Source organism: Roseateles saccharophilus (genome assembly GCF_004342485.1).
Classification (GTDB): Bacteria; Pseudomonadota; Gammaproteobacteria; order Burkholderiales; family Burkholderiaceae_C; genus Pelomonas; species Pelomonas saccharophila.
This window is the reverse complement of the sequence record NZ_SMBU01000011.1, coordinates 67,417-79,485: the sequence shown is the minus strand read 5'-3', so window position 1 is coordinate 79,485 and position 12,069 is coordinate 67,417. Positions and strand designations below refer to the sequence as shown.

11 protein-coding genes are annotated in these 12,069 nt (G+C 69.5%); 8 read left to right on the top strand and 3 right to left on the bottom strand.

The window, feature by feature from the left end; genetic code table 11:
• Position 1: 1 nt before the first annotated feature.
• Both EV671_RS11675 and EV671_RS11670 read right to left on the bottom strand, forming a co-directional pair.
• A complete protein-coding gene (locus EV671_RS11675; protein ID WP_165917535.1) occupies positions 2-1,129 on the bottom strand; it encodes a diguanylate cyclase in 1,128 nt (375 codons plus the stop codon).
• 96 nt (positions 1,130-1,225) lie between these two features.
• Positions 1,226-1,723 carry an Lrp/AsnC family transcriptional regulator gene (locus EV671_RS11670; RefSeq protein ID WP_132571490.1) on the bottom strand — a complete coding sequence of 166 codons (498 nt, stop codon included), beginning with the start codon at positions 1,721-1,723 and terminating at the stop codon, positions 1,226-1,228.
• 224 nt (positions 1,724-1,947) lie between these two features.
• On the opposite strand from EV671_RS11670, the gene EV671_RS11665 reads away from it, so the two are divergent.
• The 3 genes from EV671_RS11665 to EV671_RS11655 all read left to right on the top strand — a co-directional run bounded on the left by EV671_RS11665 (position 1,948) and on the right by EV671_RS11655 (position 7,261).
• Complete coding sequence (locus EV671_RS11665; protein ID WP_132571489.1) at positions 1,948-5,490, top strand: indolepyruvate ferredoxin oxidoreductase family protein; 3,543 nt, start codon at positions 1,948-1,950, stop codon at positions 5,488-5,490.
• 113 nt (positions 5,491-5,603) lie between these two features.
• The gene (locus tag EV671_RS11660; protein WP_132571488.1) at positions 5,604-6,368 is read left to right on the top strand and encodes a type 2 periplasmic-binding domain-containing protein; all 765 of its coding nucleotides are present in this window, start codon (positions 5,604-5,606) and stop codon (positions 6,366-6,368) included.
• An 8-nt stretch (positions 6,369-6,376) separates the two neighbouring features.
• A complete protein-coding gene (locus EV671_RS11655; protein WP_243655691.1) occupies positions 6,377-7,261 on the top strand; it encodes a DMT family transporter in 885 nt (294 codons plus the stop codon).
• A 1-nt stretch (position 7,262) separates the two neighbouring features.
• On the opposite strand, the gene EV671_RS11650 is transcribed toward EV671_RS11655, so the two are convergent.
• On the bottom strand, positions 7,263-8,009 hold the full coding sequence (locus EV671_RS11650; protein ID WP_132571487.1) for a PEP-CTERM/exosortase system-associated acyltransferase: 747 nt from the start codon (positions 8,007-8,009) through the stop codon (positions 7,263-7,265).
• Positions 8,010-8,277: 268 nt separating this feature from the next.
• Here EV671_RS11650 and EV671_RS11645 point away from each other — a divergent pair, with 268 nt between their 5' ends.
• From EV671_RS11645 to EV671_RS11625, 5 genes are all read left to right on the top strand, one after another.
• Positions 8,278-8,814: a cytochrome b gene (locus EV671_RS11645; protein WP_132571486.1), complete on the top strand. Its 537-nt coding sequence runs from the start codon at positions 8,278-8,280 to the stop codon at positions 8,812-8,814.
• A 9-nt stretch (positions 8,815-8,823) separates the two neighbouring features.
• A complete protein-coding gene (locus EV671_RS11640) occupies positions 8,824-9,357 on the top strand; it encodes a YceI family protein (protein WP_132571485.1) in 534 nt (177 codons plus the stop codon).
• A gap of 38 nt (positions 9,358-9,395) precedes the next feature.
• On the top strand, positions 9,396-9,998 hold the full coding sequence (locus EV671_RS11635) for a YceI family protein (RefSeq protein WP_132571484.1): 603 nt from the start codon (positions 9,396-9,398) through the stop codon (positions 9,996-9,998).
• Between the two features lie 226 nt (positions 9,999-10,224).
• On the top strand, positions 10,225-11,667 hold the full coding sequence (locus EV671_RS11630) for a sensor histidine kinase (RefSeq protein WP_132571483.1): 1,443 nt from the start codon (positions 10,225-10,227) through the stop codon (positions 11,665-11,667).
• A complete protein-coding gene (locus EV671_RS11625) occupies positions 11,664-12,065 on the top strand; it encodes a hypothetical protein (RefSeq protein ID WP_132571482.1) in 402 nt (133 codons plus the stop codon). Before EV671_RS11630 ends, EV671_RS11625 begins: the two co-directional genes overlap by 4 nt.
• The last annotated feature ends 4 nt before the right edge of the window (positions 12,066-12,069 follow it).

Below are 12,069 nucleotides of genomic sequence, written 5' to 3'. Positions count from 1 at the left end.
ACTATGCCAGCCCGTCGATGTCCGCGGAGGCCTCGGTGCCGATGCGGTCCCGCCCCTGGTGCTTGGCCTGGTAGAGCAGCTGGTCGGCGCGCTGCAGCGTCTGCGCCAGCGTGTCGCCGGGGTGGTGGCCGGTCAGGCCGATGGAGACGGTGATCGCGACCGCCTCGCCGCCGCCGACATCGACGCGCAGCGCGGCGACCTGCTGGCGCAGCCTCTGCATGCCGGCCAGGGCCGGCGGCATGGCCGTGTCGGGCATCAGCACGATGAACTCTTCGCCGCCCCAGCGCGCCAGCACGTCGGTGGCGCGCAGCGCGGCCTGGCCGGCCTGGGCGAAGGCGCGCAGCACGGCGTCGCCGGCCGCATGCCCGTGCAGGTCGTTGACGCGCTTGAAGTGGTCCAGGTCGAGCAGCGCGATGCAGAAGTCGTGGCCATGGCGGCGCGAGCGCAGCAGCTCCTGGTCCATCAGGGCCTGCATCTGGCGGCGGTTGGGCAGGCCGGTCAGCTCGTCGCGCGTGGCGATGGCCTGCAGCTGCGCGAGGGCCCGGGCCAGCTCCTCGCGCTGCTGCGACAGGCGGTGGCGGATGCGGCTCAGTCGCGCCGTCAGCACGGCGACGGCAGGCAGCATGCAGGCCAGCATCAGGAAGTGGCCGAATTCGACCGCGGGCACGTAGACCGCCGGCCGCAGCCAGGCCATCGCCGCCATCGCCAGGCCGAACAGCGTCAGCGCGAACAGGCTCAGTGCGTAGGCGCTGCGCGCGCGCAGCTGGAACATGCCGAACATCAGGACCAGCGTCAGCACCGGGAACACGGCGCCGCGCATCGGCCCGGCCAGCGCATAGCCGGCAGCCCCGCTGGTGATCGCGAAGGCGATCTGCAGGCTGGTCAGCGAAGGGTCGGCGAAGCGCCGCGACCAGCCGCTGCGGATGGCCGCGTAGACCAGGGCCATGCCGCCCAGCGATGCGGCCGTCCAGGCCCACAGCAGCGGGCCGCGTGGATCGTGGGCGACGCTGACGGCATAGTGCAGCAGTGGCGCGCACAGGCCCATCAGCGCCATCGCCAGCGAGGTCTGGCGCAGCCTCAGGCGCTGGGCGGGCTCGATGCCCAGCCACAGGTCCAACAGCCGATGCATGCGTGACGCCGCCATGGCGCCGGAGACTAACCGGCGCGGGCGGTCGCGCGGCGTCGGGGCCTGCCCGGTGGGGCAGCGTGGCGGTGCTTGTTCACGTCAATCCTTCAGATGCCCCAGCGGCAGCGCTCCGCCGGCCTTGACCTCGCCGAGCGAGAAGCTGGTGTGGATGTCCTTCACATTGGGCAGCTTCAGCAGCGTGTTGATGGAGAAGCGCGAGAAGGCGTCGAGGTCGGTGGCCATGACCTGCAGCTCGAAGGTGCCGGTGCCCGAGATGTAGTGGCAGGCGATGACCTCGGGCAGGCGGCGGATCTCGTCCTCCAGCGCCTTGGTGGCCGCGCCGGCGCTGCGCTCGGCGTCCACGCGCACGAAGGCCAGCACCCCGAGGCCGATCTTGCGGCGGTCCAGCTCGGCGCGGTAGCCGGTGATATAGCCCTGGTCCTCCAGCCACTTCACGCGCCGCCAGGTCGGCGCCGCCGACAGGCCGATGCGCTGGGCCAGCTCGGCATTGGACTGGCGGGCGTCGCGCTGCAGCTCGGCCAGGATGGCGATGTGATAGCGGTCCAGCGCGTCGGGCGTGGCTTCTTCGGTGCTCATGGTTTGCCCTGATTTGCGGGTTGTCGAAGCGAATCTGATTTTCACGCCATATTTGAGCAAGGAGTTTGCCGAAGGCGGCCAGATTCGGCGTGAAAGAGAAAGCACCCCGCGCCCCGCTTTTCCTACACTGGCCGGTCGAGCCAAGTTGGACCACACTGGCTTATCAGCCCGCGCCTCGCCTCACAAGGGCGGCGGCGCCCGCCACCTCCCAGGAGCAACCATCGATGAACGCCCCGCTACCCGAGCACATCCTGAAGGCCCTTCAGACCGTCACGCTCGACGACAAATACGCGCTCGACCACGGCCGCGCCTTCATGAGCGGCGTGCAGGCCCTGGTGCGGCTGCCGATGCTGCAGCGCACGCGCGACGCGATGGCGGGGCTGAACACGGCCGGCTTCATCAGCGGCTACCGCGGCTCGCCGCTGGGCAGCTACGACCAGGCGCTGTGGCAGGCCAAGAAGCATCTGGCCAAGCAGAACATCGTGTTCCAGCCGGGCGTGAACGAGGAGCTCGGCGCGACCGCCGTCTGGGGCACGCAGCAGCTGGACCTCTTTCCCGAGAAGGCCAAGTTCGACGGCGTGTTCGGCCTCTGGTACGGCAAGGGCCCGGGCGTGGACCGCTGCATCGACGTGTTCAAGCACGCCAACATGGCCGGCACCAGCAAGCACGGCGGCGTCATCGCCATCGCGGGTGACGACCACATCGCCAAGAGTTCCACCGCCGCCCACCAGAGCGACCACGTCTTCAAGGCGGTCGGCTTCCCGACCTTCTTCCCGAGCAGCGTGCAGGACATCCTCGACATGGGCCTGCACGCCTTCGCGATGAGCCGCTTCTCGGGCCTGTGGGCCGGCATGAAGACCATCCAGGAGATCGTCGAATCCTCGGCCTCGGTCAGCGTCGACCCCGACCGCGTCAACATCATCCTGCCCGAGGACTTCGTCGTGCCCGAGGGCGGCCTGCACATCCGCTGGCCCGATCCGCCGCTCGAGCAGGAGTCGCGGATGATGAACTTCAAGTGGTACGCGGCCCTGGCCTATATCCGCGCCAACCGCCTGAACTACAACGTGCTGGAAGGCCCCAACGACCGCTTCGGCATCATCACCAGCGGCAAGGCCTTCAACGACACGCGCCAGGCGCTGCATGACCTGGGCCTGGACGACGACACCTGCCGCCGCATCGGCATCCGCCTGCACAAGGTCAACGTCGTTTGGCCGCTGGAGGCGCAAGTGGCGCGCGAGTTCGCCAAGGGCCTGCAGGAGATCCTGGTCGTCGAGGAGAAGCGCCAGATCATCGAGTACCAGGTCAAGGAAGAGCTCTACAACTGGCGCGCCGACGTGCGCCCCAATGTGCTTGGCAAGTTCGACGCCGGCGACGCCGACGGTGGCGAGTGGAGCGTGCCCAACCCCAGCGACCACTGGCTGCTGCGCCCGCAGGCCGACCTGACGCCGGCCATCATCGCCCGCGCCATCGCCAAGCGCCTGAAGAAGCTGGGCGTGGACAGCGACATCCGCGCCCGCCTGGACGCGCGCCTGGCGGTCATCGATGCCAAGGAGGCGTCCCTCAAGGCCGAGGAGAAGACCGCCGGCGGCGCCGACCGCACGCCCTGGTTCTGCTCCGGCTGCCCGCACAACACCTCGACGCGCGTGCCGGATGGCAGCCGCGCCGTCGGCGGCATCGGCTGCCACTACATGGTGACCTGGATGCCCGGCCGCAACACGGCCACCTTCACGCAGATGGGCGGCGAGGGCGTGCCCTGGACGGGCCAGGCGCCGTTCACGAACGAGAAGCACATCTTCTCCAACCTCGGCGACGGCACCTACTTCCACAGCGGCAGCCTGGCCATCCGCCAGAGCATCGCGTCGGGCGTCAACATCACCTACAAGATCCTCTACAACGACGCCGTCGCGATGACCGGCGGCCAGACGGTCGGCGAGCGCCCCGAGGGCCACACCGTCATCCAGATCATGAACAGCGTGATCTCGGAGGGCGTGAGGAAGCTGGTCATCGTCACCGACGAGCCGGCCAAGTACCAGGGCGTGGCGCTGGCGCCCGGCGTGAGCGTGCACCACCGCGACGAGCTGGACAGCATCCAGCGCCAGTTCCGCGAGATCGAAGGCACGACGGTCATCATCTACGACCAGACCTGCGCCACCGAGAAGCGCCGCCGCCGCAAGCGCGGCAAGATGGTGGACCCGGCCAAGCGCGTCGTCATCAACGAGCTGGTCTGCGAGGGCTGCGGCGACTGCTCCGTGCAGTCCAACTGCCTGTCCGTGGAGCCGCTGGAGACCGACTTCGGCCGCAAGCGCCAGATCAACCAGAACACCTGCAACAAGGACTACTCCTGCGTGAAGGGCTTCTGCCCCAGCTTCGTCACCGTCGAGGGTGGCGAGCTGAAGAAGCCCAAGAAGGAAGGCCGCAAGAGCCCCTTCGACGCGGCGCTGGGCGTGCTGCCGCTGCCGGTCATCCCGAACGCGGAAGAGGCCTGGGGCATCGTCGTCGCCGGCGTGGGCGGCACGGGCGTCATCACCATCGGCCAGCTGCTGGGCATGGCGGCCCACCTGGAGGGCAAGGGCGTCATCACGCAGGACGCCGCGGGCCTGGCGCAGAAGGGCGGCGCGACCTGGAGCCACATCCAGATCGCCAACCAGCCCGAGGCCATCTACTGCACCAAGGTCGGCACGGCCGAGGCCGACCTCGTCATCGCCTGCGACGCCATCGTGGCCGCCAACAAGAGCACGCTGGCCGTCATGCGCGAGGGTCGCACCTTCGTCGCGCTGAACACGCATGGCTCGCCGACGGCGACCCTCGTCAACGACGCGAACTGGAGCTTCCCCGGCGCGGCCTGCGAGCAGGCCCTGGGCAAGGCCGTGGGCCAGGATCACCTGGGCGCCTTCGATGCCGAGGAAGTGGCCGTCAAGCTGCTGGGCGATTCGCTCTACACCAACCCGCTGATGCTGGGCTATGCGTGGCAGCAGGGCCGCATCCCGCTGAGCTATGACGCGTTGATGCGCGCCATCGAGCTCAACGGCGTGCAGATCGACAACAACAAGGCCGCCTTCGAATGGGGCCGCCGCTGCGCCCACGACCTGAAGGCCGTGCAGGCCCTGTATGCGGCGCAAGCGGTGATCCAGCTCGTCAAGCGCCAGGGCCTGGACGAGATCGTCGCCAAGCGCGTCGACTTCCTGACCGGCTATCAGAACGCCGCCTATGCGGCCGAGTACAAGGCCTTCGTCGACAAGGTGCGTGCCGCAGAAGCGAAGCTAGGCGGCACGACCAAGCTGACCGAAGCGGTGGCCCGCTACCTGTTCAAGCTGATGGCCTACAAGGACGAGTACGAGGTTGCCCGCCTGCACACCGACAAGGCCTTCACGGACAAGATCGCGGCCCAGTTCGAGGGCGACTACAAGCTGGTCCACCATCTCGCGCCGCCGCTGCTGGCGAAGAAGAACGACAAGGGCGAGCTGGTGAAGCGCCCCTTCGGCGCCTGGGTGCGTCCGGCCTTCGGCCTGCTGGCGAAGATGAAGGGCCTGCGCGGCACGGCCTTCGACATCTTCGGCCACAGCGAGGAGCGCCGGATGGAGCGCCGCTGGATCGGCGACTACCGTGCCGGCATCGACAAGGCGCTGGCCGGCCTCACGGCCGAGTCGCTGGCGACGGCCGTCGAGCTGGCCCGCGTGCCGGAGGACATCCGCGGCTACGGCCGTGTGAAGGCCCGCCATGAGAAGGCGGCCAGGGCCAAGTGGGACGGGCTGCTGGCCAGGATGTAAATCCCGGCCCGGGAGGGCGATGCCTGAGCCGGGCACGCCCTCCAAGCCCCCGGTTTTCGTCGGCCCTCGCTTCGCGGCGCGCGCAGGATGGCCGCCCTAGACTCTGCGCCGCCATGATGCGCCGCCGCTCCCTGCTTGCCGCCCCGCTGGCCCTGGCCGCCGCGCGGGCCGGCGCCGTTGAATCGCCGCGGGCATCGGCCCGGGCCGGCGCCGTGCTGAAGTGCAATGTCGGCGGCGACGGCCCGCCGGACTTCTGCGTCGACTACATCCGGGCCCTGCAGCGCGTCGACCCCGCCCTGCAGCTCACCGGCCTCGAGGAGGCGCTGCCGATGGCGCGCGTCGAGGCCGACCTCGCGGCCGAGCGGCTGGACCTGTTCTTCGCGCTGCTGAAGACCCGCGAGCGCGCCGCGCGCTTTGGCTTCGTCGAGGCGCCGGCCCTTTACAACGTGCGCCACCAGGTCGCCGTGCGCGCGGATGATCGCATCGACGTGCGCGGCTTCGACGACATCCGCGCCCTGGGCGCCCAGGGTGTCGTGCTGGCCACGCGGGCTTCCGGCTGCCTGAGCTTCCTGGCCGAGCAGCCCGGCCTCATCGTCGATGCCGGCGCGGCCGACAATCTGCAGAACCTGCGCAAGCTGCTCGGTGGCCGGGGCCGCTTCTTCTACCAGGCCGACGCGACGCTGCGCCACCTCGTCGAGGCCGAGGGCCTGCAGGACCGCGTGCGCATCCTGCCGGCCGTCTTCCATGCCGACGCCGAGCTGCTTGCCCATGCGCCCGGCCTGGCGCCCGAGCGGCTGGCGCGCATCACCGCGGCGATGCGCGCCCTCGAGCTCAACGGCACGGCGGCGCGGCTGCGCTCGGCCTACGGCCTGCTGTGACGGGTGCCGTGAAAGGCGGCCAGCGCCTGTGGCCCGGCCTGCTGCTGGCGGTGCTGGGCGCCATCGGCTTCTCGGGCAAGGCCATCATCGTCAAGCTGGCCTACCGCCACGGCGTGGACGCGGTGACGCTGCTGATGTGGCGCATGCTGCTGGCCCTGCCCTTCTTCCTGGCGCTGGCCTGGTGGGCGGGCCGCAACCAGCCGCGGCTGGGCGCGCGCGACTGGCGCGACATCGCCGTGCTGGGCTTCTCGGGCTACTACCTCGCCAGCTTCCTGGACTTCGCCGGCCTGGCCTACATCACGGCCAGCCTCGAGCGGCTCATCCTCTACCTCAACCCGACGCTGGTGCTGCTGATCTCGGCGGCGTTCTTTCACCACCGCATCGAGCGCCGCCAGCTGCTGGCCCTGGTCGTCAGCTATGCCGGCGTCGTCGCCGTGTTCGCGCACGAGCTGCACTTCGAGGGCATGGGCACGGCCATCGGTGCGGCCCTGGTGTTCGGCAGCGCGGTCAGCTATGCCGTCTACCTGGCGCTGAGCGGGCGGGTCGTGCAGCGCCTGGGCGCGCTGCGCCTGACCGGCCTGGCGAGCAGCGTGGCCTGCGGGCTGTGCATCGCGCAGTTCGCGCTGCTGCGGCCGCTGTCGGCGGCCTGGGTGGCCGAACCGGTGCTGTGGCTGTCGCTGCTGAACGCGACGGCCTGCACCGTGGCGCCCGTGCTGATGCTGATGCTGGCCATCGCCCGCATCGGCGCGCCGCTGTCGGCTCAGGTCGGCATGGTCGGGCCGATGAGCACCATCCTGATGGGCTTTCTCATCCTCGGCGAGCCGATGAACGCGTGGATAGCGCTGGGCACGCTGCTGGTGCTGGGTGGCGTCTTCCTCGTCGGGAAGCGCTGACTCAAGCCTGGTGGGCGTCGAAGCAGGCGTCGACGCTGCGCTCGATCGTGTCGTAGAGCGGCCGGATCAGCGGCCTCAGGCCGGGCGCGAACCGGCTCGTAATGAACAGCGATGGCACGCGCTGGCCGCGGTGCTCGATGCTGCCGCCGATGGACTGGATGTGCACGCCGAGCCGCGAGAAATGCGCGGCCAGGCGCGGCTCGGTCAGCACCAGCACATGCTCGCGGCCGAGCCGGCGCGCGATCGCGGCCGCACCGAAATACAGGCTCACCGGGATGTAGGGGAAGCGCGCGTGCTGGCCGCGCGACTGGAAGTCATCGTCGCTGACCGTCGCGGCCGACTGCGATTCGCCCTTGCGCTGGCGGAAGTTGCGCATCACGGCCAGGCGTGACACCTCGGCCACGGTGCGGCGCGGCAGCTGCGCGGGGTCGACGATGCTGCGGTCCAGCACCGCGGCGCAGCTGCTCTCGACCGGCAGCAGCGCTTCGGGATGGGCCGCGTCGGCCAGGATCAGCCGCGTGCAGCCCACCGGCTCGCCGGTGACGCGGTGGCGCAGCAGGCAGTGCACGGACTGGGCGTCGAAGGCGTCGCGCTCGAGGCCGTCCTCGCGGATGGGCTCCCAGCCCAGGTCGCGGCAGTAGACCTCGTGGCGGATGCGGAAGACCGCTTCGCGGCTGGCGTCGTCGAGTGCCGGCAACAGCTCGAAATATTCGTTGAAGCTTTCGCCCAGATTTCGGCTGGAAGACATCGCGTCGGACACTTCACCCCCTTGTCGGCCTCGCGGACCCGCCCCCAGGCGGCGCCGGGCCAGTGGTTGCATTTTGAATCGTCTTGAACCCTAGTGTCACCGGTTTGGGTTGGGGTGGCAGCGAGGAGCGTTGGGGGGGCGCGCGAATGCCCTGATGCCGCGCCAGGGCGCCCGGCGGGGCGGCCACGGTGGCATTCAAAATCGCTGAACATTGGCAACAAGGCCGGTGAACCGCTTTGGGGCCTGCCGGCCACACACTCCTTCCACCATGAGCCCTGCCAACCGCTACACCTCCGTCGCCATCGTCCTGCACTGGCTGCTCGCGCTGGCCATCGTCGGCGCGTTCTGCGTGGGCCTGTACATGGCCGACCTGCCGTTCTCGCCGCTGCGGCTCAAGCTCTTCAACTGGCACAAGTGGGCCGGCGTCGGCATCCTGGCGCTGTCGGCCCTGCGCCTGCTGTGGCGCCTGACGCACCGCCCGCCGGCCGACATCCCCATGCCGCCTTTGCAGGCGCGCGCCGCGCATGCAATGCACGGCCTGCTCTACCTGGCCTTCTTCGCCGTGCCGCTGCTGGGCTGGGCCTACAGCTCGGCGGCGGGCTTTCCCATCGTCTGGTTCGGCGTGCTGCCGCTGCCCGACTTCGTGCCCAAGGACAAGGCGCTGGCCGACCTCTTCAAGGAGCTGCACGAGCTCGCCGCCTATGGCCTGGCGGCCCTCGTGCTGGCCCATGTCGGCGCCGCGCTGAAGCACTATTTCGTCGACCGAGACGGCCTGCTCGCCCGCATGTGGCCCGGCCGCGCCTGAAAGGACACCATGAAACGACTCCTCCCCGCCCTGCTGCTCGCCGCCGGCGCCGTGGCTGCCCATGCCGCCACGCTGCAGCCCGACAAGAGCGACCTGAGCTTCACCTTCAAGCAGATGGGCGTGCCCGTCGATGGCAGGTTCAAGAAGTTCGAGGCCCAGCTCGACTTCGACGCCAAGAAGCCCGAGGCCGGCAAGATCGCCTTCGCGGTCGACCTCGGCAGCGTGTCCCTTGGCGACCCGAGCTTCGACAAGGAGCTGGCCGGCGCCCCCTGGTTCGACACCAAGCGCAACGGCCGCGCCAGCTTCGTGTCCAGCGGCATCAAGGCCGCCGGGCCGGGCAAGTACGACGTGGCCGGCAAGCTGACGATCAAGGGCGCCACGCGCGACGTCGTCGTGCCGATCACGCTGGCGTCCGGCGTTGCCAGCGGCAGCGTGGCCATCAAGCGCCTGGATTTCAAGATCGGCGACGGCGAATGGGCCGACACGTCGATGGTCGCCAACGACGTGACCGTCAAATTCAAGCTGGCCTTCAGCGGCCTGTAATCCCACCGATTTTCCCCCACCCCCTGGAGACCCTCCCGATGAAGAAAGCCCTGTACCTGGCCTCGCTGATTGCCTTGACTGGCCTCGCCCACGCCACTACTTCTCCGGCATCGGTCGACGCCGCGCAATCCCAGAGCGCCACCTACGCGATCGACCCGACGCACACCACCGTGTTCTTCGAGGCCAAGCACTTCGGCACCAGCACCAACCGCGGCCGCTGGGACAAGAAGGAAGGCACGATCACGCTGGACAAGGCCGCCAAGACCGGCAAGGTCGACGTGACTCTCGACATGAACTCCATCTCCAGCGGCTTCGGTCCCTTCGACGGCCACCTGAAGAGCAAGGACTTCTTCGCCGCCGCCGAGTTCCCGACGGCCAAGTTCGTCGGCGACAAGTTCACGTTCAACGGCGACAAGCTGGCCAGCGTCACCGGCGAGCTGACGCTGCGCGGCAAGACCAACCCGGTCACGCTGACCGCCAGCGGCTTCAACTGCTACGAGAACCCGATGCTCAAGCGTGAGGTCTGCGGCGGCGACTTCGAGACCACCATCCAGCGCAGCCAGTGGGGCATCAACTACGGCGTGCCGGGCATCCCGGACAACGTCCGCATCGTCATCCAGGTCGAGGCCGTCAAGCAGTAAAACCTGCCTCGCCCACCTGCCCGAGCCCGCCTTGCGCGGGCTTTTTGCTGCCCGCGAGGCAGCGATCCGTGAACTATTGCCGAGGCCTCCACGAGGGCGTCACAACGGGACTCACGGCCTGTCGCCCCCCCATGCAGTTCGTCCCCCGACCCGGCCGGAGCGTCGCTCCGGCACCACGCCGCGCGGAACGCATGCGTACAGTGGCTTCCAACGACGATTCGCAGCCATGACTCCCTCCTTCACCCCCAGCCCCCAGCAGCAGCTCTGGATCGAGCGCTGGCAGCGTTTCTCCGCCGCCGTGGTGCGCTATTTCCACGTCTATGCGGGCTGGCTGGTCGGCATCAGCTGGAAGCGCTTCGTGCTGCTGGCGCTGGCCCTGCTGATCGGCGTCAACGTGCTGAAGAACCTGCCGCCCTTCACCTGGCATATCAGCGAGACGGTCGAGGAGCGCGACAGCGGCGCCTCGGCCCGCAAGGCCAGGCTCGAGGCCCAGGCCAGGAAGGCGGCCGAGCAGGCCCGCAAGGCGGCCGAGAAGAGCGGCAGCAGGCAGGAGGCCGACAAGGGCAGCCACTACGAGATCAAGGTCGACGAACGCGGCGTGCGCATCCTGCCGGTGCGCCCGGCCGCCTCGGCCGCCAGCGCCGCCGACGGTGAGGACGGCGAGGCCAAGGCCGACGAGGCTCCCGCCATCGCCATCGACTTCCCGAAGAGCACCAGGCCCGAGGACATCCGCGCCGCCATCGAGCAGGCCAAGGAGCAGCTCGGCCAGCTCAAGCGCGACGCCGAGGCCACCAAGGCGGCCCAGGACGCCGCCGCCGAGGCCCAGGCCGCGCTGCAGGCGGCCACCGACGAGATGGCCTCCGACACCCCGAGCCGCCGCCGCGTGACCGTGGTGCAGCTGGGCGACACCCTCGTCGACCTGGCCATTCTGTGGATCCTGGCCTCGGCCGTCATCAAGGCCATGTACAAGGGCCGCATCCAGGCCGAGGTCAAGGCCGCGCAGGCCACCGAGACTGCCGAGGCCGAGAGCCTGAAGCGCCAGGTCGTCGAGGCCCGCATGGCCGCGATGCAGGCCCAGGTCGAGCCGCATTTCCTGTTCAACACGCTGGCGTCCATCGACCACCTGATCGAGACCGACCCGCCGCGCGCCAGCCAGATGCAGCGCAACCTGATCGCGCTGCTGCGCGCCTCCATGCCGACGATGCGCGAGGCCAATGCCAACGGCGGCCTGCGCGACCTGGGCCGCGAGCTGGCCGTCATCCGCCCCTACCTCGAGATCCTCAAGGTGCGCATGGAAGAGCGCCTGCAGACCGAGATCGACGTGCCCGAGGGCCTGATGTCGGCCGAGTTCCCGCCCATGATGATCCAGGGCCTGGTCGAGAACGCGATCAAGCATGGCTTGGAGCCCAAGGCCGAGGGCGGCAAGCTGACCGTCAAGGCCGAGATCGTGCACGGCAAGCTGGCCGTCACGGTTGCCGACACGGGCCTGGGCTTCGGCCGTGCCGCGACGAGCGGCACCGGCGTGGGCCTGGCCAACATCCGCGAGCGCCTGCAGCTGCTGCACGGCAACCGCGCCAGCGTCACCGTCACCGAGAACCAACCCTCGGGCACCGTGGTCACCATCACCGTGCCCTACCGCAGCCGCAACGACGAAGGAGCCGCAGCATGAAGACCCTGTTCAAGATCCTGTTCATTGGCACCGCGCTGATGGTGCTGGCCGCGATGTTCGGTGGCTTCGCGCTGCTGCATCACGGCGGCCCCGACATGCACATCGTGCTGAACGACGAGGAGCTGTCGCTCGGCAGCGGCGACTTCGGCGACTGGCTGGGCGCCGGCATCGGCCTGCTCGTCGCCGGCGTCGTCTGCGCCGTCGTGCTGCCCCTGGTGCTGCTGCTCGGCGTGGCCCTGCCGCTGCTGATCGTCGGTGGCGTGGTGGCCATGGTGCTGGCCGGCGTGCTGGGCGTCGGCGCCGTGCTCGGTTCGCCGCTGATCCTGTTCGGCCTGCTGCTCTTCGTCGTGTTGCGCAACCGCCGCCGCTCGATGAGCGCCAAATCGGGTGTGGTCTGAACTA